Source organism: Streptomyces puniciscabiei, assembly GCF_006715785.1.
GTDB lineage: Bacteria > Actinomycetota > Actinomycetes > Streptomycetales > Streptomycetaceae > Streptomyces > Streptomyces puniciscabiei.
On the sequence record NZ_VFNX01000001.1, the window covers coordinates 6,031,088 to 6,051,886 of the forward strand.

Annotated in this window: 19 protein-coding genes, 1 pseudogene and 1 riboswitch; of the genes and pseudogenes, 14 read left to right on the top strand and 6 right to left on the bottom strand. The window is 72.1% G+C overall.

Going from position 1 to position 20,799, the window contains the following annotated elements; all coding sequences use genetic code 11:
* The first annotated feature begins 27 nt into the window (after positions 1 to 27).
* Positions 28 to 486 carry an acyl-CoA thioesterase gene (locus tag FB563_RS27950; RefSeq protein WP_055706820.1) on the top strand — a complete coding sequence of 153 codons (459 nt, stop codon included), beginning with the start codon at positions 28 to 30 and terminating at the stop codon, positions 484 to 486.
* On the opposite strand, the gene FB563_RS27955 is transcribed toward FB563_RS27950, so the two are convergent.
* Positions 446 to 1,660, bottom strand: coding sequence for an MFS transporter (locus FB563_RS27955; protein WP_055706819.1), 1,215 nt, complete (start codon positions 1,658 to 1,660; stop codon positions 446 to 448). The two genes, FB563_RS27950 and FB563_RS27955, sit on opposite strands and share 41 nt — an antisense overlap.
* A gap of 129 nt (positions 1,661 to 1,789) precedes the next feature.
* On the opposite strand from FB563_RS27955, the gene FB563_RS27960 reads away from it, so the two are divergent.
* On the top strand, positions 1,790 to 3,022 hold the full coding sequence (locus FB563_RS27960) for an ROK family transcriptional regulator (RefSeq protein WP_142218954.1): 1,233 nt from the start codon (positions 1,790 to 1,792) through the stop codon (positions 3,020 to 3,022).
* Between the two features lie 128 nt (positions 3,023 to 3,150).
* On the opposite strand, the pseudogene FB563_RS45240 reads toward FB563_RS27960, so the two are convergent.
* The 3 genes and pseudogenes from FB563_RS45240 to FB563_RS27970 all read right to left on the bottom strand — a co-directional run.
* A pseudogene (locus FB563_RS45240) lies at positions 3,151 to 3,512 on the bottom strand (DUF5958 family protein); the annotation flags it as partial.
* Between the two features lie 45 nt (positions 3,513 to 3,557).
* Positions 3,558 to 4,301: an SDR family oxidoreductase gene (locus FB563_RS27965; protein ID WP_055709018.1), complete on the bottom strand. Its 744-nt coding sequence runs from the start codon at positions 4,299 to 4,301 to the stop codon at positions 3,558 to 3,560.
* A gap of 102 nt (positions 4,302 to 4,403) precedes the next feature.
* Complete coding sequence (locus FB563_RS27970) at positions 4,404 to 5,294, bottom strand: RNA polymerase sigma-70 factor (protein WP_055709017.1); 891 nt, start codon at positions 5,292 to 5,294, stop codon at positions 4,404 to 4,406.
* 335 nt (positions 5,295 to 5,629) lie between these two features.
* Positions 5,630 to 5,760: riboswitch (FMN riboswitch) on the top strand.
* Between the two features lie 155 nt (positions 5,761 to 5,915).
* Between FB563_RS27970 and FB563_RS27975 the strand changes: the two genes are divergently transcribed.
* The 9 genes from FB563_RS27975 (at position 5,916) to FB563_RS28015 (ending at position 13,324) form a co-directional block, all read left to right on the top strand.
* Positions 5,916 to 6,524 (top strand): riboflavin synthase, encoded by a 609-nt coding sequence (locus tag FB563_RS27975; RefSeq protein ID WP_055709016.1) that lies wholly within the window; start codon positions 5,916 to 5,918, stop codon positions 6,522 to 6,524.
* The gene (locus FB563_RS27980; RefSeq protein ID WP_055709015.1) at positions 6,521 to 7,162 is read left to right on the top strand and encodes a nicotinamide mononucleotide transporter family protein; all 642 of its coding nucleotides are present in this window, start codon (positions 6,521 to 6,523) and stop codon (positions 7,160 to 7,162) included. The genes FB563_RS27975 and FB563_RS27980 overlap by 4 nt, the downstream gene beginning before the upstream one ends.
* Positions 7,159 to 8,442, top strand: coding sequence for a bifunctional 3,4-dihydroxy-2-butanone-4-phosphate synthase/GTP cyclohydrolase II (locus FB563_RS27985; protein WP_055709014.1), 1,284 nt, complete (start codon positions 7,159 to 7,161; stop codon positions 8,440 to 8,442). Before FB563_RS27980 ends, FB563_RS27985 begins: the two co-directional genes overlap by 4 nt.
* Before the next feature lie 48 nt (positions 8,443 to 8,490).
* The gene (gene ribH / locus FB563_RS27990; RefSeq protein ID WP_055709013.1) at positions 8,491 to 8,976 is read left to right on the top strand and encodes a 6,7-dimethyl-8-ribityllumazine synthase; all 486 of its coding nucleotides are present in this window, start codon (positions 8,491 to 8,493) and stop codon (positions 8,974 to 8,976) included.
* Between the two features lie 34 nt (positions 8,977 to 9,010).
* A complete protein-coding gene (locus FB563_RS27995; protein ID WP_055709012.1) occupies positions 9,011 to 9,283 on the top strand; it encodes a phosphoribosyl-ATP diphosphatase in 273 nt (90 codons plus the stop codon).
* Positions 9,284 to 9,341: 58 nt separating this feature from the next.
* Positions 9,342 to 10,190 carry an ATP phosphoribosyltransferase gene (hisG, locus tag FB563_RS28000; protein ID WP_055709011.1) on the top strand — a complete coding sequence of 283 codons (849 nt, stop codon included), beginning with the start codon at positions 9,342 to 9,344 and terminating at the stop codon, positions 10,188 to 10,190.
* 14 nt (positions 10,191 to 10,204) lie between these two features.
* On the top strand, positions 10,205 to 10,669 hold the full coding sequence (locus tag FB563_RS28005; protein WP_055709010.1) for a PH domain-containing protein: 465 nt from the start codon (positions 10,205 to 10,207) through the stop codon (positions 10,667 to 10,669).
* Positions 10,670 to 10,895: 226 nt separating this feature from the next.
* Positions 10,896 to 12,230, top strand: coding sequence for a hemolysin family protein (locus FB563_RS28010; RefSeq protein ID WP_055709009.1), 1,335 nt, complete (start codon positions 10,896 to 10,898; stop codon positions 12,228 to 12,230).
* The gene (locus FB563_RS28015; RefSeq protein ID WP_055709008.1) at positions 12,227 to 13,324 is read left to right on the top strand and encodes a hemolysin family protein; all 1,098 of its coding nucleotides are present in this window, start codon (positions 12,227 to 12,229) and stop codon (positions 13,322 to 13,324) included. Before FB563_RS28010 ends, FB563_RS28015 begins: the two co-directional genes overlap by 4 nt.
* A gap of 111 nt (positions 13,325 to 13,435) precedes the next feature.
* Here FB563_RS28015 and FB563_RS28020 read toward each other — a convergent pair whose 3' ends face one another.
* Positions 13,436 to 15,295 carry an AAA family ATPase gene (locus FB563_RS28020; RefSeq protein WP_055709007.1) on the bottom strand — a complete coding sequence of 620 codons (1,860 nt, stop codon included), beginning with the start codon at positions 15,293 to 15,295 and terminating at the stop codon, positions 13,436 to 13,438.
* Positions 15,296 to 15,724: 429 nt separating this feature from the next.
* Positions 15,725 to 16,345: a uridine kinase family protein gene (locus FB563_RS28025; RefSeq protein WP_055709021.1), complete on the bottom strand. Its 621-nt coding sequence runs from the start codon at positions 16,343 to 16,345 to the stop codon at positions 15,725 to 15,727.
* A 223-nt stretch (positions 16,346 to 16,568) separates the two neighbouring features.
* Between FB563_RS28025 and FB563_RS28030 the strand changes: the two genes are divergently transcribed.
* The 3 genes from FB563_RS28030 (at position 16,569) to FB563_RS28040 (ending at position 20,765) form a co-directional block, all read left to right on the top strand.
* Positions 16,569 to 17,525, top strand: coding sequence for a hypothetical protein (locus tag FB563_RS28030; protein ID WP_199832967.1), 957 nt, complete (start codon positions 16,569 to 16,571; stop codon positions 17,523 to 17,525).
* A 64-nt stretch (positions 17,526 to 17,589) separates the two neighbouring features.
* Positions 17,590 to 19,134 (top strand): amino acid permease, encoded by a 1,545-nt coding sequence (locus FB563_RS28035; protein ID WP_142218955.1) that lies wholly within the window; start codon positions 17,590 to 17,592, stop codon positions 19,132 to 19,134.
* A gap of 260 nt (positions 19,135 to 19,394) precedes the next feature.
* The gene (locus tag FB563_RS28040) at positions 19,395 to 20,765 is read left to right on the top strand and encodes a peptidase C39 family protein (protein WP_142218956.1); all 1,371 of its coding nucleotides are present in this window, start codon (positions 19,395 to 19,397) and stop codon (positions 20,763 to 20,765) included.
* Positions 20,766 to 20,799 lie beyond the last annotated feature (34 nt).

The window sequence follows — 20,799 nt, forward strand, 5'->3', positions numbered from 1 at the left end:
CCCAGCAGCTGTTCAGGAGCTCCTCCCGTGACCGCCGAAGCCCCGGCCGCCCCCGTCGTCTCCTACGGCCGGCTGATCCCCGTCACCGTGCACTTCGACGACCTCGACGCGCTCGGGCTCCTGCACAACGCCCGCTACCCCCTGCTGGTCGAGCGCGCCTGGACCGAGCTGTGGAGCGAGCACGGTGTCCGCTTCGACGGCGACTGGCACGCGGCCGGCGACGCCTGCAACGCGGTCCGCGAACTGCGCATCAGCTACGAGGCACCGGTGACCAGCCCCGGCCCCTACGCCGTCCACCTCTGGCTGGACCGCCTCGGTACCACCGGCCTGACCTACGGCTTCCGCTTCTGCTCGGCCGACGGGACCCGGACCTACGCCCAGGGCACCCGGGTCCTGGTCCGCCTGGACGCGTCGACCCTGCGGCCCGCGCCGTGGAGCGACGCCTTCAGGGCCGCGGGTCGGGAACTGCTGCGGCCGGCCGGCTGACCTCGGTCCGGCCGCCGCGCTCGGCGGTGCGCAGCACACCGGCGAAGCCCGCGAGCCCGCACGCCAGGGCCGTCACCACGCCGAACGACACCACCAGGCTGGTCGCCTGGGCCACCCCGCCGATCAGGCTCGGCGCGATCAGGCCCGAGGTGTAGGTGATCGTCGCCACGCCCGCGATGGCCTGGCTGGGGTGGGGCCCGGCGTGCCCGGCCGCCGCGAAGCACAGCGGTACGACCACCGCGATACCCAGCCCCATCAGCGCGAACCCGCCCATGGCCACCGCCGGGTGCCCGGCGGCGACGATCAGCAGACCGCCCAGCACGGCCAGGACACCGCCGGCCCGCACGGTACGGACCGCGCCGAATCGATTCACCACCGCGTCCCCGGCGATCCGGGCCACCGCCATCGTCAGCATGAAGCCGGTCGTGCAGGCCGCGGCCACTCCGGCCGAGCTGTCCAGCCGGTCCCGCAGGAACACCGCCGACCAGTCCAGGCTCGCGCCCTCCGCGAACACCGCGCAGAAGCCGACCGTGCCGATCAGCAGCGCCGAGCGCGGCGGCAGCGCGAACCGCGGCGGGGGCTCCTCGTCCTCGGCCGGCTGCAGGTCCAGCACCCAGGTGCAGGCCACCAGGCCGAGCGCGGTCAGCACGGCCGCGGCGAGCGAGAAGTGCAGACGGGCGTCCGAGCCGAGGTGCGCCGCGAGCGTGCCGGCGGCCGAGCCGATCAGCGCACCCGCGCTCCACATGCCGTGCAGCCCCGACATGATCGACTTGTCCAGCAGCCGCTCGATCTCGACACCGAGCGCGTTCATCGCCACGTCGGCCATGCCCGCGCTCGCCCCGTAGGCGAACATCGCCAGGCACAGCGTGTACAGGTTCGGCGCGAGGGACGGCAGGACCAGGGAGAGCGTCCACAGCGCGAGCAGCCCGCGCAGGGCCGTACGGCTGCCGAAGCGGTGGCTGATCCGGCCCGCCAGCGGCATCGCGCAGGAGGCGCCGAACGCGGTGAAGGCCAGCGCGAAGCCCAACTGGCCCGCGCCAAGCGAGGCGTGCTCCTGGATCCACGGCACCCGGGTGGCGAAGGAGCCGGTCACGGCGCCGTGCACGGCGAACACGGCCGCCACGGCGTACCGGGCGCGCCTGACTTCGTCGCGCGCGCATCCCACGTCACCCATGTCCGATCCCTCCCCAGGGTCGCCGCTGCGGCATGCGCCGTAAACTATCAGGGACCCTGCCTGATAGATAGACGGTTTTACGGCCGCCGTCGGCGCCCCCAGGTGCGCCGATCTGGAAGGATGCCCGTCATGCCCGCATCACCCAGCACCGCCCGGGCCATCAACGACCGCCTGGCCCTGCGCCTGCTGCAGCACGAAGGGCCGCTCACGGCCGGGCAGTTGAAGCAGCTGACGGGGCTGTCCCGGCCGACGGTCGCCGACCTCGTGGAACGGCTCACCGCCGCCGGGCTGATCACCGTGGTCGGCGAGTCCGGCGAACAGCGCCGGGGTCCCAACGCCCGGCTCTACGGCATCGTCGCCGACCGCGCCCACCTGGCCGCGCTCGACGTCCGCACCGGCGGTGTCTTCGTCCTCGTCTCCGACCTGGTCGGAGAGGTGCTGGCCGAGGCGTCCGTGCCGATCGGCGGCGACACCGGGACCGGCCCGGCCGTGGAGCAGGCGGTGGCGGCGGTGGAGCGGACCGCGAAGGAGGCCGGGGCGGACCGGCTGCACACCGTCGGTATCGGCGCGCCGGGCCTCGTCGACCCCGCCACGGGCGACCTGCGCGACTCCGGCGGGCTGCCCGCCTGGCACCGCAGCCTGGCCGCGGCCCTGCAGGAGCGGATGCCCGGAGCCCGCGTCACCGTGGAGAACGAGACCAACCTCGCCGCCCTGGCCGAGCAGCGCGAGGGCGCGGCGCGGGACCGGGACACGTTCGTCCTGCTCTGGCTGGGGCACGGCGTCGGCGCGGCGGTCGTCCTCGACGGCACGCTCCGCCGCGGCGCCTCGGGCGGCACGGGAGAGATCGGCTTCCTCCCGGTGCCGGGCACCGCCTCCCTCCCCTCGTCGAGCGACTGCGACGGCGGCTTCCACTCCCTGGCCGGCGCGGCGGCGATCGGCGCCCTGGCGGCGGAGCACGGCCTGCCGGTACCGGCGACGATGGACGGACCGGGCGCGGCGGTGGTGATCCGGGAGGCCGTGGCGGAGGTGACGGGTCAGGGGGGCGACTCCGGCGCGGCTCGTCCGGGGGCCGAAGGGCCCGCCGAGCGGTTTCTCCACGCCCTGGCCGACCGGATCGCCATCGGCGCCGCGTCCGTGGTGGCCGTGCTCGACCCCGGGTGCGTGGTGCTCGGCGGGGAGGCCGGGCAGGCGGGCGGCGCGGTGCTCGCCGGGCTCGTGGAGGAGCGGCTGCGCCGTATGTCACCCCTGCTCACAGAGGTACGGGCGAGCACCCTCGGCGGCGCGGCGGTCCTGCGCGGCGCCCTGCTGACCGCCCGTGACCGCGCCCAGGAGGAGCTGTTCGCACCCCAGGACCGGAACTGACGGAGCGTCAGGAAAGAGAGCGGTCGTCGTGGGGACCGCCGGAGGGAACGCGCCCGTCCCGCCCCCCGACGCTCAGCCGGCCGGTGTCCCGGCCGGTGTCCGCCCGGCAAGCGGCCCCAGCGATGGCTGCAGCCGGTGGCGCAGCACCGCTCCCGGCCGCGCCCGTCCGCCGGTCGAAGGACTTGGACCGGCAGGCGGAACGCCTTGATGCGCTCGCGGTCCGGGGTGAGGGCGGCCGCCCTGTCCAACCGGATGCCGATCGGGTCACCCGCGACGAGGACCGACGGGGTGTGGGCCGCCGGAGCCTCGCGCGGCGGACGGCCGCCAGGGCGTCGTCGCGGGTGGCGCGGGCCTGGACGCAGAAGGGGTGCGGATCCCGCAGCACGGGGTGCAGATCCCGCAGCACGGCGGACTGCTCCTCGGCGTCCAGACCGGCGAACCAGGTGAACCCCTCGGGCAGCGGCCGCAGGCCCTGGGCGAGTTCGTCCAGCGCCGACGCCCGCGCGTCCGCCCCGTCCCCCTCGCCGCCGCCCTGTCAGCCGCCGAAGCGGCGCCCCAGGTACTCCTCGAACGTCGTCTTGCCCACCGCCTGTTCCGGCGCCAGCAGCCCGCCCTCGCGGCAGGCGCGGTAGGTCCGGCCGAACAGCGGCAGCCGTGCCACCGCCCGGCGCCGCCCGGTCGCCCGGAGATAGGCGCGGGCCAGCGAGTCCAGGGTCCGTACTTCGGGGCCGCCCATGTCCGCCACCCGCCCGGCCGGCGCGGCGAGCGCCAGCTCCACCAGGCGGTCCGCGACCTCGGTCACCTCCACCGGCTGGTCCTGGACCCCGGCCGGGACCAGCATGACGGGCGGCTTGGCCAGTCCGCCGAGGATCGTGACCAGCAGGTCGTGGAACTGGGTCGTGCGCAGGACGGTCCAGCCGAGCCCCGACTCCTCGATCCGCCGCTCCACGGCCAGCTTGGTCCTGTAGTAGCCGAGCGGCACCCGGTCGACGCCGACGATGGAGATGTAGACCATATGGCCCACCCCGGCCCGCCGTGCCGCCGCGATCAGATGGTCGCCGGAGGTCTCGTCGCCGCCCCGCTGCGTGGTCGCGCAGTGCACCACGGTGTCCACGCCGGCGAGCGCGGCGTCGAGACCGCTCCCGCCCACGCGCAGATCGACGGTGTACGGCTGCGTGTGCCGGCTGAGCACCCGCACCTCGTGCCCCTCCGTCCGCAGCCGCTCCGTCACGCACCGGCCGAGCGTGCCGGTCCCGCCGGTCACCAGGATCCTGGGCATGCTGTTCCCGTCCCTTCGGACTCCGGGTGCCCCCGCTCGGAGCACCTTCGCCAGCTGAGACCACGCAGCCCCGGAGAATGTGACAAGCCCCGGCCGGCTCTGCTACGACCGCGTCAGCTGCCGCCGCATGTAGGCCAGCTTGTCCGGGTTCATCACGGTACGCACATGAGCGATCAGCCCGTCCCGCAGCTCGAAGGACGCCACCCCGGCGAGTACGTCGCCCGCCCACGCGACCAGCGCGCTCGCGCCGTTGACCTCCGCCACCACGATGTCCAGGCCGCCCGTGAACCGCCCGGCCCCGCCCACCAGGAAGCGCACGACCTTCTCGCGCCCCTCGACCGGACGCCTGGCCGCGGACACCTTGCCGCCGCCGTCGCCCCAGTAGGTGACGTCCGCCGCCAGCATCTTCTCCAGAGCGGCCAGGTCACCCTCGCGGGCCGCCGTGAGGAAGGACATGAGCAGTTCCTCCTGCCGCTCGGGCGCCGGCTCGAAGAGGCCCTCCGGCACGGCGACCCGGGCCACCGCCCGCCGGTACAGCTGGCGGCAGTTGGCCTCGCTCAGCTCCAGGACCTCCGCGATCTCCCGGTGGGCGTAACCGAACGCCTCGCGCAGCACGTACACCGCGCGCTCGGTCGGCGTCAGCCGCTCCAGCAGGACCAGCAGTGCCATGGAGACCTGCTCGCGCCGCTCCGCCGACTCCAGGGGGCCGAGCGTCCCGTCGGAGGTGGCCACCGGCTCCGGCAGCCAGGTCCCGGGGTACTCCTCGCGCCGCGCCCGGGCCGAGGTCAGCCTGGTGAGGCAGAGGTTGGTGACGGCCTTGGCGAGCCAGGCCCCCGGGTGCTCGATCGCCGCCCGGTCGACGCCGCTGAACCGCAGATACGCGTCCTGCACCGCGTCCTCCGCCTCGTGGGCTGAGCCGAGCAGACGGTAGGCCAGGCCGAACAGGCGGGGCCGGTGGGACTCGAACTCGTCGGAGGGCGGCGATGGCGTCATGCGCCTCAGCCTGCCAGAGCCCGGCGACGTCCTGATCATGGAGCCCCGACGCCCAGGTCGCCCCGGCGTCCCGGCACGGCGTCCCGGCACGGCGTCCTGGCGGCCCGGCGGCGGGCAAGGGCCGTCGTCACCGCCACCGGACCCGCCCGCACGATAAAAGGACTAGACCAGTACGGTCAATGGTCCGGGCCAACGGTCAATCCGTACCAGGTGTCCAGCAGTTGTGCGGTTCCGGCTGCGCCGTGCAAGGCCGGCGGCACGTGCTGTGAGGGAACCCACACCCTCCGCCTGTCTGGAGCGCCGTCCGGCGTGGCACACTGGGCCTGTACCAGAAGCAGCGCACTCCGGGGTCGGTGAAAGTCCGAACCGGCGGTTACAGTCCGCGACCCGGTCGCTTCCAGCGGCCGGTTGACCAGGTGAAATTCCTGGACCGACGGTTAAAGTCCGGATGGGAGGCAGTGCGCGGCGGGCGGGCACATCCCTGTGCGCGTCGCCGTATCTGGGGCTTGTCCGTACGCGGACGGCCCTCTTTCGGCGTCGCCCCGGCGTGCTCACCCGTACATTCTGTCGTCATCGACAGGCCCCGGAGTCCGTGCCCGAAGAGGCAGGAGGACCCGGGAAGTGTTCACCGGAATCGTCGAAGAGCTGGGTGAGGTCACCGCCGTCGAGAACCTCGACGACGCCTCCCGCTTCCGGCTCCGCGGCCCCGTCGTGACCGAGGGCGCGCGGCACGGCGACTCCATCGCCGTGAACGGGGTCTGTCTCACCGTCGTGGAGCACGAGGGCGACGAGTTCACCGCCGATGTGATGGCGGAGACCCTGAAGCGTTCCAGCCTCGGCGCCCTCACCGTCGGCTCCCGCGTCAACCTCGAACGCCCGATGGCCGTGGGCGCGCGTCTCGGCGGGCACATCGTGCAGGGCCATGTCGACGGCACCGGCGAGGTGCTGGAGCGCAAGCCCTCCGAGAACTGGGAGATCGTCAAGATCTCGCTCCCCGCGGACCTCTCCCGCTACGTCGTCGAGAAGGGCTCCATCACCGTCGACGGCATCAGCCTCACGGTCGTGGACGCCGGCCCCGACCACTTCACCGTCAGCCTCATCCCGACCACCCTCGACCTGACCACGCTCGGCCACAAGCAGCCCGGCGACCCGGTCAACCTCGAGGTCGACGTCGTCGCCAAGTACGTCGAGCGCCTGCTCGGCGACCGCGCCCAGGGGGCCGGCAAGTGAACTGGCTGAACTCCGAGGCCTTCACCCTCTTCGGCCAGCGCATCATCTGGTCGGACATGACCGGCAACATCCTCGGCCTGATCACCCTGGCCCTCGGCTGGCGCCGCTCCCTGTGGACCTGGCCCGTGCAGTTCCTCTCCGGCCTCGTCCTGTTCGCCGCCTTCTACGGCCACCTCACCGGCAGCGCCGGCAAGCAGGCCGTCGTCATGGCCGTCGCGCTGTACGGCTGGTGGCAGTGGCGGCGCAGCCAGGGCCGGGCCGAGGACGGCCACATCGCCCCCCGGTTCGCCAGTTGGCGTGAGCGCGCGGCGATGCTCGGCGCGGCCGCCGCGGGCACGGTCGCGGTGGCCCTGCTCTTCACGGCCTACCCGTCGCTGTCCTGGGACCCCTGGCCCGACGCCTACATCTTCGTCGGCACCATCGTCGCCATGTACGCCCAGGCCAAGGGCATGGTCGAGTTCTGGATCGCCTGGCTGCTGGTCGACCTCGTCGGCGTACCCCTCAACTTCGCCAACGGCTACGCCTTCTCCGGTTTCGTCTACGTCATCTACGGCGCACTCGTCCTGTGGGGCATGCGCGACTGGTGGCTGCGCTCCCGCCGGAACCCGCAGCCCGTCCTGGAAGGAGCCCCGGCATGACCTCGGCACTGCCCCTGTACGACACGGACGCCCCCGAGAACTTCGGCCTCGACCCCGTCGAGCGGGCCATCGCCGACATAGCGGCCGGCCGCCCGGTCGTCGTCGTGGACGACGAGGACCGGGAGAACGAGGGCGATCTCGTCATCGCCGCCGAGATGGCCACCCCCGAGATCGTCGCGTTCATGATGAGCGAGTGCCGGGGACTGATCTGCGCCCCCATGGAGGGTGAGGAACTGGACCGGCTGCGGCTGCCGCAGATGGTCCAGGAGAACACCGAGTCGATGAAGACCGCGTTCACCATCTCCGTGGACGCATCCGCCGCCCACGGCGTGAGCACCGGCATCTCGGCCGCCGACCGCGCGACGACGCTCCAGCTGCTCGCGAGCGGCACGGCGGAGCCCACGGACTTCGTCCGCCCCGGGCACATCTTCCCGCTGCGCGCCAAGCCCGGCGGCGTCCTCGTCCGCAACGGCCACACCGAGGCCGCCGTCGACCTCGCCCGGCTCGCGGGGCTCCGCCCGGCCGGCGCCATCGTGGAGATCGCCGGCGAGGACGGCCGCATGCTCCGCCTGCCCGAGCTGATCCCCTTCGCCCGCAAGCACGGCCTGACGATCATCTCCATCGAGGACCTGATCGCCTACCGTCGCAGCAGCGAGCCAACCGTCCGCCGCGAGGCCGAGACCCGCCTGCCCACCCGGCACGGCACCTTCACCGCCTACGGCTACCGCTCCACCGTCGACGGCGTCGAACACGTCGCCCTCGTCCACGGAGAGCTCGGCGACGGCGAGGACGTCCTGGTCCGGGTCCACTCCGAATGCCTCACCGGGGACGTCTTCGGCTCCCTGCGCTGCGACTGCGGCCCCCAGCTGGACACGGCACTGAAGCGCATCCAGGACGAGGGCCGGGGAGTCGTGGTCTACCTGCGCGGCCACGAGGGACGCGGCATCGGCCTGCTGTCCAAGCTCCGGGCGTACGAGCTCCAGGAGCGCGGCCGGGACACGCTCGACGCCAACCTGGAACTCGGCCTGCCCGCCGACGCCCGCGACTACGGCGCCGGCGCCCGGATCCTCGCCGACCTGGGCGTGCGCAGCGTCCGGCTGCTGACCAACAACCCCGACAAGACCGACGCGCTGCTGCGGCACGGCCTGAAGGTCACCGGCCGGGAGCCGATGCCGGTCCAGGCCGGCGAGCACAACCTGCACTACCTGCGCACCAAGCGCGACCGCATGGGACACGACCTGCCCTGGCTGGACACCCCGGCCGTGGCGGCCAGCCAGTAAGCACGACAGACGGCACTGAAGCACGACAGCAAGGCACTTAGGAGACACGTGAGCGGCAAGGGTGCACCGGCGTTGTCCGTACGCAACGCGAGCGACCTCAGGGTCGCCGTCATCGCGGCGCAGTGGCACGAGAAGGTGATGGACGGTCTGGTGAACGGCGCCCTGCGCGCCCTGCACGAACTGGGGATCGACGAGCCGACCCTGATCCGGGTCCCGGGCAGTTTCGAACTCCCGGTGGCCGCCAAGGTGCTGGCCGGGCGCGGGTACGACGCCGTGGTCGCCCTCGGCGTCGTCATCCGCGGCGGCACCCCCCACTTCGACTACGTGTGCCAGGGCGTCACCCAGGGCCTCACCCAGGTCAGCATCGAGACCGGGGTGCCCGTCGGCTTCGGCGTGCTCACCTGCGACACCGAGGAGCAGGCCCTGGACCGGGCCGGCCTGGAGGGCTCGAACGAGGACAAGGGCCACGAGGCGGTGACCGCGGCGGTCGCGACCGCGGCGACGCTCCGCTCAGTATCCGAACCCTGGCACTGAGGCACCGGCCGGAGCGCGTAGGGTAAGGACCACCATGTCCAAGAAGACGTTCGAGGAGCTCTTCACCGAGCTCCAGCAGAAGGCCGCCCACGGCGATCCCGCCACCTCCCGCACCGCAGAGCTGGTCGGCAAGGGCGTCCATGCCATCGGCAAGAAGGTCGTCGAAGAGGCCGCCGAGGTCTGGATGGCCGCCGAGTACGAGGGCAAGGACGCGGCCGCCGAGGAGATCTCCCAGCTGCTGTACCACGTCCAGGTGATGATGGTCGCCCGCGGGATCTCCCTGGACGACGTCTACGCCCACCTGTAAGCACGCCCGCCGTCAGAGTCGTAACAGAACACCCCTTCACGCAAAGGAAGCCGACCTCATGCTGCGCATCGCCGTCCCCAACAAGGGTTCACTGTCCGGCCCTGCGGCGGAGATGCTGCATGAGGCCGGCTACCAGCAGCGCCGCGAGTCCAAGGAGCTGCGGATCGTCGACCCGGAGAACGAGGTCGAGTTCTTCTACCTCCGCCCCCGAGACATCGCGATCTACGTCGCCTCCGGCCGCCTCGACCTGGGCGTCACCGGCCGCGACCTGCTGATCGACTCGGGCGCCGACGCCGAGGAGATCCTGCCGCTCGGCTTCGCCCGCTCCACCTTCCGCTTCGCCGCCAAGCCCGGCACCGCGAACGGCGTCGAGGACCTCAAGGGCAAGACGGTCGCCACCTCCTACGAGGGCATCGTCGCAGGCCACCTCACGGACGCCGGCGTCGACGCCGCCGTCGTGCACCTCGACGGCGCGGTGGAGACCGCGATCGAGCTCGGCGTCGCCGAGGTCATCGCCGACGTCGTGGAGACCGGCACCAGCCTGCGCAACGCCGGCCTGGAGGTCTTCGGCGAGCCGATCATGAAGTCCGAGGCCGTCGTCATCCGCCGCACCGGCACCGACGGCGAGGAACCGAAGGTCCAGCAGTTCCTGCGCCGCCTGCAGGGCGTCCTGGTCGCGCGGACGTACGTGATGATGGACTACGACTGCCGCGTCGAGCAGCTGGAGAAGGCCGTCGCGCTCACCCCCGGCCTGGAGTCCCCGACCGTCTCCCCGCTGCACAACGAGGGCTGGGTCGCGGTCCGCGCCATGGTCCCCGCCAAGGAGGCGCAGCGGATCATGGACGACCTCTACGCTATCGGCGCCCGCGCCATCCTCACCACGGCCATCCACGCCTGCCGCCTGTAAGGGGCCCGCGCGAGATGTCCGACACGCCCGCCACCCCCTCCCTTCCCGTCACCTTCCGGCCCGGCCATACCCGGGCGATCCTGCTCACCGCCGGGGTTGTGATTTTCCTGACCATCTCCGGGATCGGGATGCTGCTGGAGCAGCTCGGCCCGGGGGAGCGGGCGAGCTTCGTCGTCACCGGGGCGCTGATCTTCTGGGTGCTGGCCCAGCTGGCCCGGGTGAGGGTCGTCGCCGACGAGGCCGGCGTCACCGTGGTCAACATCGCCGGCAAGCGGCGCCTGGAATGGGCGGAGATCGTCCAGGTGAACCTCCGTCCGGGGGACCCCTGGGTGTTCCTCAACCTCAGCGACGGCACCAGCCTGCCCGCGCTCGGCATCCAGCCGGGCCTCGCCAGGCAGCGCGCCATCGCCGACGCGCAGGCCCTGCGGACCCTCGTCGAAGCCCGAGCCACCGCCCACCCGGCGGACGGCCGGGGCTGACTCGGGGCAAGATCAGGGCTGACTCGGGGGCGTCCACCCTGCCCGAGTGGCCCGTGTCTTGATTAATCTGGTGACGGAGGCCGTTTCGCTGCGGCCCCGCCCCTGGAGCACCACCCGGTGCACAGGGGTTCCTGCTACCCGAGGAGTGACTCCCTCCAGCGATGGACGGATCGTCCTGTAGTACCTGCGCCGCCCCGACCCGACATACCGGGAAGGCGGTGGCAGCGTGACCATCTCCCTGCTGCTCCTCGGAGCGGCTTTCCTGCTGATCCTCGCCAACGGCTTCTTCGTGGCGGCCGAGTTCGGACTGGTGACCGTCGAGGCGACGGACGCCGAGAAGGCGGCCGCCGAGGGCGACCGGCGGGCCCGCAGGGTCGCCGAGTCGCTGAAGGAGCTGTCCTTCCAGCTCTCCGGCACCCAGCTCGGCATCACCATCACCTCCCTGGTCGTCGGCATGCTCGCCGAACCGGCCCTGGCCCGGCTGCTGCACGGCCCGTTCGCCGCCCTCGGCATACCGGGCGGCGCCGTCTCCGGTGTCGCCGTGGTGGTCGGCATGCTGCTGGCCTCCGCGATCCAGATGGTGATCGGCGAGCTCGTGCCGAAGAACTGGGCGGTGTCCAAGCCGCTGCCGGTGGCCCGGTTCGTGGCCGGCCCGCAGGCCCGCTTCTCCCGCCTGTTCCGCCCGGTGATCGCCGCGCTCAACACCGTCGCCAACCGGCTGGTGCGGGCCCTCGGTGTCGAACCCGCCGAGGAGCTGGCCTCCGCCCGCACCCCCGGCGAACTCGTCTCCCTGGCCCGGCACTCCGCGCAGGCCGGAGCCCTGGAACAGGACACGGCCGACCTGTTCGTGCGCACCCTGTCCCTGGGCGAGCTGACCGCACAGCACGTCATGACCCCCCGCGTGAAGGTCAGCGCCCTGCAGGACACCGCCACCGCCGAGGACGTCGTCAACCTCACCCGGGCCACCGGCCTGTCCCGCTTCCCCGTCTACCGGGAGAAGATCGACGAGATCGTCGGCATGGCCCATCTGAAGGACGCCCTCGCCGTCCCCGTGCACGACCGGCTGCGCACCCCGGTGAGCCGCATCGCCCGCAAGGCGCTGCTGGTCCCCGAGACCCTGCCGGTCCAGCCGCTGCTCACCCGGCTCCGCTCCGAGCAGCCCATCGCGGTCGTCGTCGACGAGTACGGCGGCACGGCGGGCGTGGTCACCCTGGAGGACATCGTCGAGGAACTCGTCGGCGAGGTCCGCGACGAGCACGACGCCAAGGACATCCCCGAGCTGGCCCCCGCCCCGCCGGAGGACGGCCGGCCCGCCTGGGACGCCGACGGCAGCTGCCGCGTCGACATCCTCCAGCGCATAGGCCTCGACGTGCCCGAGGGGCCGTACGAGACGGTCGCCGGACTCGTCGCCGACCTGCTCGGCCGTATCCCGGCCCCCGGCGACCGGGCCGAACTGCCCGGCTGGCGGCTCTCGGTCCGCCAGGTCGGCCACTACCGCGCCGAACGGGTCCGCCTGGTCAGGACGGCCCCCGCGGTGAACGTGATGGAGGCCGCCCGATGAGCGTCCTCCAACTGGTCTTCGCAGCGCTGCTCGTGCTCGCCAACGGCTTCTTCGTCGGCGCCGAGTTCGCGCTCGTCTCCGTGCGCCGCAGCCAGATCGAACCGCTGGGCACGGCGCGGGCCCGCCAGGTCCTCTACGGCCTGCAGCGCCTGCCCCAGATGATGGCCGCGGCCCAGTTCGGCATCACGCTCTGCTCGCTGACGCTGGGCGCGGTGGCCGAGCCGACGGTGGCGCATCTGCTGGAGCCGGTGTTCGCGGCGGTCCGCCTGCCCGACGGCATGGTCCACCCGCTGGGCTACGTCATCGCCCTCGCCGCGGTGGTCTTCTTCCACCTGGTCATCGGCGAGATGGTGCCGAAGAACCTGGCGATGGCGGCCCCCGAGAAGGCGGCGCTGTGGCTGAGCCCCGGACTGGTCTACTTCGCCCGCCTGTGCAAGCCGATCACCGTGACCCTCGGCGCCTGCGCCCAGGGGATCCTCCGGCTCTTCCGGGTCGAGCCCAAGGACGAGGTCGAGGCCGTCGTCACCAGCGAGCAGCTCAACCGCCTGCTGGAGGACTCCGGACAGGCGGGGCTGCTCGACCCCGAGGAGCGGGAACGCCTGGAGGACGCGCTGGAACTGGGCTCCCGCCCGGTGACCGACGTCCTGTTGCGCCGGGAGTCCCTGGTCACGGTGGCCCCGTCGGTCACGCCGGGCGAGATCGTCGAGCTGACGGCCCGCACGGGTTACTCCCGCTTCCCGGTCTCGGCGACGGACAAGGGCCCCTTCATGGGCTATGTCCACGTCAAGGACGTCCTGGACCTGGAGCACTCCGACCGCGCCGTCCCGCAGCACGTCTGGCGCCCCATGACCACCCTGCGGGCCGAGCTGCCCCTCGACGACGCGCTGACGGTCATGCGGCGGGCGGCGACGCATCTGGCCCAGGTCGCGGACGCCTCCGGCAAGGTGCTGGGTCTGGTGGCCCTGGAGGACGTGCTGGAGCTGCTGGTGGGCGAGGTCCGGGATCCGGCCCACCGGGAGCTGCCCGCGGTGAAGGCCGACGTGAAGCTGGCGGAGCCGAGGGTGAGCGGGGAGCCGGAAGGAGCGCTCGCCTGAGCGCTCGGGTGGAGGCGGGGAGCCGCGCGGTTGCGGCCAGTGGTCGGCTGGTCGCGCCCGCGCGAGCGGAGCCGCAGGTCAGACACAGCCCCGCGCCCCTTTGGGGCGGCTTCACACCCCCGGCGGATCCTGTGGCCCCCGCCCCGACAGCACCTCCCCGTACGCCTGCATCAGGTCCGGCAACCGCAGCGTCGCCAGGTCCTCCCGGGACAGCGTTCCCGCGTACGCCGACAGCCGGAGATCCCGGTACGCGCAGCTCTTCTCGTACAGGGTGCGCAGGAACCGGCCGTTGCCCAACTCGTCGATCCACCCCTGTTCGACCACGTGCCCGGCGATCGAGCGCAGTTCCTCCAGCGCCTCCTCGTCCCACACGTCCCCGTTCTCCGCGGCCAGCACCTTGCCGATCTCGGTGAGTTCCTGCGGCCGGTAGGAGGGGAAGTCGACGCGGGTCGTGAAGCGGGAGGACAGCCCGGGGTTCGCGGCCAGCAGGCGGTCCATGCCCTCGGGGTAGCCGGCGAGGATCACCACCAGGTGGTCCCGGTTGTCCTCGGCCCGCTTCAGCAGCACCTGCAGGGCCTCGTCGCCGTAGGCGTCCCCCTTGCCGTATCCCGAGTTGGACAGCGAGTACGCCTCGTCCACGAACAGCACGCCGCCGATCGCGGAGTCGATCAGCTCGTTGGCCTTCACGGCCGTCTGCCCGAGGTACTCGCCGACCAGATCGGCCCGCTGCGCCTCCACCAGGTGGTCACCGCCGAGCAGCCCGAGGGCGTAGAACACCCGCCCCAGGATCCGGGCCACCGTGGTCTTCCCCGTCCCCGACGGCCCCGAGAAGACGAAGTGCCGTTTCGGCGGCTGCACCGGCAGCCCCTGACCGGCCCGCAGCCGGGCCATGTTCAGCTGCGCGGACAACGCCTTGACCTGCCGTTTCACCGGCTCCAGCCCCACCATGCGCTCGAGCTCGGCGAGCGCCTCCTCGAGCAGGGCGGGATCGGTCGGACCGGCCGGAAGGGGGGAGGAGACGCCGGTCTTCACCCGTACCGCCGGATCGGTCACCGACGGCAGGGGCCCCGTCGGCAGGTCCGGCTCCGGCAGCCGCAGGTCGCGGCCCTCGGTGCCGAAGAGCGGATCGAAGCCGTCGGGCCCGTCCACGCTGTCCTGCCCGGCACCGGTCAGGGTGATCGAGGCCAGGTCGGCGGTGTCGTCGTACCCGTCCCCCTCGGCGATCGCCGCGAGCCGTGCCGAGGTGTCCATGAAGGCCGGGTCGACGCGGTGGACCGCCCGGTACAGGGGGAGCGCCGCCGCCGAGCGTCCCGTGCCCTCGTGCGCCCGGGCCAGCCAGTAGCGCAGCTCCTTGCGCTGCGGCTGCTCGCTGCGGCAGCGCATCAGCGCCGCAGACAGCAGCGGTTCGGCCTGGCCGTACATCTCCAGCCGGACTCTGGCCATGCCGCCGAACAGGCCCGCCTCGATGCCGAGCATGGGATCGTCCAGCAGCGGGTCGGTGTGCCGTACCAGCTGCTCCCAGTCCTTGACCAGGTAGGAGCGGCAGGCGTGCAGGAAGCGGACCTGCGGGTCGGTGTCGACCGGGGGCAGCCCGGCGAGGGCCCGGTCCAGCTCGGGCACGTGCCGGCCGTCCAGCCAGTGCGAGGCGTGCGCCAGCAGCAGATCGCGCGGGCTCTCCAGTACCGGCTGCACCCACCAGCCCAGCCAGTACCAGGAGTTGAGCGTCCTGCGGTGCCGGGCGCGCTGTTCGCCGAAGCGGTCCCGGTGCCGGAACATCCTGAGCAGCGAGGTCGTCGTGTCGACCCGGAGCGCGTGCAGCCCGAGCCAGCCGTCGGCCATGCCCGGGTCCATCCGCACCGCGGCGCGGAACTCCTCCTCGGCCTGCGGGTAGGCGCCCATGGTGTAGGCGTCCACCCCGCGCAGCCAGGCCAGGTCGGCCGGGGCCTCGGGGCCCTGCGTGCCGAAGTCCATCCCGTCCCCCCACAGACCATGCCCCCGTGGTTCACCACCGGGCAGTCACCCGACGGCCGCCGCGGTCGAACCGCCGGGCCGCGGACCGGAGTTACCGGTGCGCGAGGCAGCCTCGAAGGTCGCACCGAGGGCATCGTACCCGCGCGACGACCGTGGGCCGAAGGGTGCCGCACCGGCCGTTCGGCGAGGTGGGAGCAGACGGGGCGCACCCGCCATTGGTGACCGTGGGTGAGCGGATCGGTGCGCGGGGCGCCCGGAAAAGGGCTCGCGGGCAGAACGAAGCCCCCGGTCACGGGGGAACAACCGGGGGCTTCGCGTGTGGGGGCGGTCACCCAGGACCGCTCATTGAGAACGTAAGACCTGTACGGCCCCCCGGTCAAGCGGAGTTGAGGCACTCGGAGAAGTTCCCCCGCAAGGGTCTTCACGACTTCACCACAACGCCGACGAACCGTCACTCTGGGTCACGCTTTGGTCCGGTCCAGCGGTTGACCTAGGTCCCGGCAGTACCTCGTACCCCTTCGGCGTCTGCTGCACCAGAAGATCGGCATGGGGGCGCGAGGGGTCCACGGCGAAGTGCGCTTGCTCCGCCCGGACCCAGCCCTCCCAGAACTCCCGCTGTTCCGCCCCGTCCCGCAGCCGGCCGCGGGTCCAGGACTCCTCCCGGGGCAGCTCCATCCACAGCAGCAGCGCCAGATACGGCCGCAGCGCCCGTCGGCCGGCCCCGACCCCCTCGACGAGGACCACGGGCGCGGCCGCCAGCGGGCGCGGTGTGCCGAAGCGGCGGGCGCGCCAGTCGTAGGGCGTGTAGGCCGCGCTCCCGCCACGCGCGAGCGGGTGGATCACCTGGGCCATCAGTCGGTCGGTCCACTCGAAGAGCTGCTCATGGCTGGCGATGTCGTCGAGGTGCAGCACCGGGGCCCCGCCGAGCGCGGCGGCCAAGTGCCCGGTGAAGGTGGACTTTCCCGAGCCGGCGTGCCCGTCGACCCCGATCAGCCGGACCGGACCGAGGGAGGGGGGAAGCCCGCGCAGCCGGGCGGCGAGGTCGCGAATGGTGGTTCCCCCGGGGTGGGTACGTGTGGGCGGTTTTCCGGAAACAGTGTAGTAGTGATGGTCGCGGTTTGAACCATCGGCTGGCAGCCAGTCAAAGGCCGGGATAAACATTCGCGAATCCCCTGACCGATATGTCGAATTAGGCGTTCCGGGTGCGCCCGCCGCTGAGTAAGGTGCCCTCCAGCGCAACCACTGTGCGCCGTACGGGTACTGGCAGGGGGACATGGCCGCGGAGTTATTCGAAGGGCACTATGTGTGGCATCCGGCGGCCGACGACCGTGTCCTGGCGAGCGTATGCGTCGATGTGCGCGCCGGACGTTATCGATACGCGTACGAGGCCCTCGCCGAGACGCGTACCGACTTCGCCCTGCGTGCCCATCGCTCGCTGGTCCTCGCCTCCGAGGCGGCCGGCACTGATCTGGTCGAGCGCTGGCTCGCCGAGGAGCCGACGCCCGAGGCGGCGCTGATGTGGGCCCGGGTCGCCGTGCAGCGCGCGCTGCGGGCCGCCGACGCCCGCGACGAGCGCGCCGAGGCCCTGGAGCGGATCGCGCTGACCGCCTGTGACCGCGCCGCCGCCATGGACCCCGGGGACCCCACGCCCTGGGTCGCCAAGCTGGCCATGGCCCGGCTGCACCGGCTGCGCGATCCGGCCCCGCGGGGCCTGCTCACCGCCCCGCCCGGCCCCTGGCGGCTGTTCACGCACGTGCTGTCGCTCGACCCGTGGCACCGCGAGGGTCACCATCGCTTCCTGTCCTGCTTCTTCACGCGGTACGGCGGCTCGGTCAACGCGGCCTGGGACGTGGCCGCCTTCCTCAGCCAGCGGGCGCCCGCCGACTCCGCCCTCCGGCTGCTGCCCCTGGTGGCCCTGGTGGAGAGCTACAACCCCACCCAGCTGCTCGCCGACCGCGTCTGGGAACAGCCGCAGTGGCGCTCCACCGCGCTGGCGATCTACCAGAACTGGCTGCCGACGGTGGGCCGTTACCGCTTCACCCCGGTGCTCGACCTGGCCTACCTCGCGCACGCGCTGGTCATGGCCCAGTGCGAGTTCGAGGCCAGGGCGGTGTTCGCGGCGATGGGCCCGTACGCCTCACGCATGCCCTGGAGCGCCTTCGGCGACCCCGCCGAACAGCTCTCCCGGGCCCGGCGCGCCTGCGGACTGCCCGTACCGCGGCCCGACTGACCTGCACATGCTCCGCCCCTTCACTCGGATTCACCCCCGGATCCACTCAGAGAAAGGCCGAACTGTGTCGGAACGGACATCGATGTCCCGGGCGAAGGCCCGCGCGGGTAAGGACGCGGTCGTGCTCGACGACGACGCGACCCTGCACGCGATGGGCTATCCGCGGAAACTCACCCGGCGTTTCCAGGCGTTCGACAATTTCGCGATCTCCTTCACGATCATCAATATCCTCTCGGGGATTTTCTCGTCCTTCGGATTCGGTATGAACGCGGGCGGGCCCCGCATTCTCGTGTTCGGCTGGATCGGGGTCTGTGTCATGGTGCTGCTCATTGGCGCCGCCATGGCAGAAGTCGCCTCGGCCTATCCGACGAGCGGCGCCCTGTATTTCTCCGCCGGTAAACTTGCAAAGCGCCACAAGGGCGCCTGGTCCTGGTTCACCGGCTGGCTGAACTTCGTGGGCCAGATCGGCGGCACCGCGGCCACCGGCTACGCGGCCGCCACCTTCATCCAGGCCTTCGTGCAGCTGCAGTGGCCCTCCTACCAGCCGACCGCGCACCAGACGGTGCTGATCACGGCCCTGATCATCGTCGTGCAGGGCCTGGCCAACACCTACACCGTGCAGCTCGTCGCCGTACTGAACCGCATTTCCGTGTGGTGGCTGCTGATCGGACTCGTGGTGATCGTCGGCGCACTCATAGTGATGCCGGATCATCATCAGCCGGCGTCCTTCGTGACGCATTTCGCGAACAACACCGGCTTCACGAGCGGACTTTACGGTGGCATGCTCGGCCTGCTGGTCACGAGCTGGACGTTCACCGGGTTCGACGGCAGCTTCCACATGTCCGAGGAAACGGTCCACGCCACGGTGAACGCGCCCAAGGGGATCACCCGCGCCATCGGCTATTCGGCGATCACCGGGCTGATCCTGATGCTGGCACTGGTCTACAGCATCGGCGACTACGCCAAGGAGGCCGGTTCGCCGGTGGGCCCGCCCGTCCAGATCCTCATCGACGGCCTGGGCCTCGGCGCCGCCAAGGTCATGCTCCTCATCGTCATCGGGGCCATGCTCTTCTGCGGCCTCGCCAACCTCACCAGCAACACCCGGCAGATCTTCGCGTTCTCCCGCGACGGCGCCATGCCCGGTTCCCGCTGGTGGCACTCGGTCTCGCCGCGCACCCGTACGCCCGTGAAGGCGGTGTGGCTCGCGGTGGCCTGCTCGCTGGCCCTGGTGGTGCCCGGCTGGTGGTCGCACACCGCCTTCACCGCGATCGTCAGCGTCAACGTGGTCGGTCTCTTCCTCGCCTACGCCGTGCCGATCTTCCTGCGGCTGCGGCTCGGTGCGGAGTTCCAGCCCGGGCCCTGGCACCTCGGCCGCTGGGGGCGGCCGGTCGGGTGGCTCGCGGTGATCTGGATCGTGCTCAGCAGCGTCCTGTTCATGCTGCCGCAGGCCTCGCCGATCACCGTCGACACCTTCAACTACGCGCCGATCGCGCTCGCCGTCGTCCTGGTCGTCGCGACGGTGTGGTGGTTCGCCACGGCCCGCCGCCGCTTCCAGGGTCCGATCAGCTATGGCCGTCCCGACGAGGTCGCCGCGATGGACCTCGTCTGACGCCGAACGCCTTTCCGAGGGGCGTGGAGCTCGGGTGGTGAGGGGGAGCTGCGCGGCTGCCGGCCGGTCGCGCAGCTCCCCGCCCACCTCCGTCACCCCCCCCGCTCGCCGCGGGCACCCGCCCCATTCCCCCTTCCAGTGGACCAGACCAATATTGGTGGCGCGGCATGCGTCGAAGTGCTGGCAGGGCCCTGCCGGCTGCTCCATAGTTGGCGCACGAACCGCACCGGATCACCGGACACCTGGGGGTAATCGCGCCCATGAGCAGAGCCCGACAGCCGTCCCGCAGAACCGTCCTCACCGCAGCCGTCGCCGTGGCGGTGGCCGGCGGAACGGTCCCCGCTGCCGCCGCCGCGCAGCAACCCGGCACCGACGCCGACGACCCCGGCCAGGCGCCGGCCCGCCCGATCGACTACCACGCCTGGACCACGTACAGCCAGTGGCGGCTCGGCGCCGCCCAGGGAGTCCGGGCCGTCGCGGGTGCCCGCCCCGGCGTCCTGATCGGCGCCCCCGCCGGCCGCACCGACTACACCGACCCGCACACCGGGACGACCGCCACCTGGGAGTACGCCACCTGGACTTCCCCGGTCCACCGGCTCACCGTCCCCGCCACCGAGGTCGTCTCCTCCTGGAACGCCCACACCCCCGCGGGCACCTGGCTCCAGGTGGAGCTGCGGGGCACGTACACCGACGGCACCGAGACCCCGTGGTACGTGATGGGCCGCTGGGCGGCCGGTGACCAGGACATCAAGCGGACCTCGGTGGACGGCCAGGCCGACGGCAGGAGCGCCGTCTGGACCGACACCTTCGCCATCGACGACGCGAGCACCGGCCTGCGCCTGACGTCGTACCGGCTGCGGCTCACCCTCTACCGCAGGCCGGGGACGCACCTGACGCCGACCGTGTGGCGGCTCGGCGCCATGGGCTCCGACATCCCCGACCGCTTCACCGTCCCCGCCTCCACCCCCGGCCTCGCCCAGGAACTGGCCGTACCGCGCTACTCGCAGGAGATCCACAAGGGCCAGTACCCGCAGTACGACAACGGCGGCGAGGCCTGGTGCAGTCCCACCTCCTCGCAGATGATCATCGAGTACTGGGGCGGCCGGCTCACCCCCGAGCAGCTGTCCTGGGTCGACCCCTCCTACACCGACCCGCAGGTGGACAACGCTGCCCGCTTCACCTACGACTACCAGTACCAGGGCTGCGGCAACTGGCCGTTCAACGCCGCCTACGCGGCCACCTTCGAGGGCCTGCAGGGCGTGGTCACGCGCCTCGCCTCGCTGACCGACCTGGAGACGCTGATCGCGGCCGGCATCCCGGCCATAACGTCCCAGTCGTTCCTGAAGACCGAGCTGACCGGCGCCGGCTACGGCACCTCCGGCCATCTGATGACGGTGATCGGCTTCACCGCCGACGGCGACGTGATCGCCAACGACCCGGCCTCGCCGGGCGACGACGCGGTGCGCCGGGTCTATCTGCGGCGGGAGTTCGAGAACATCTGGCTGCGCACCAAGCGGTACAACGCCTCCGGAAAGGTCGTCTCCGGCACCGGGGGAGTCTGTTACCTCTACTTCCCGGCCCATCCGAGCCCGCGCCAGCGCAAGGCGCTCGCGGCGGTGGGTGTGCGCTGACCCGTGAGCACGACCGTGTGAGCAAGCTCATCGC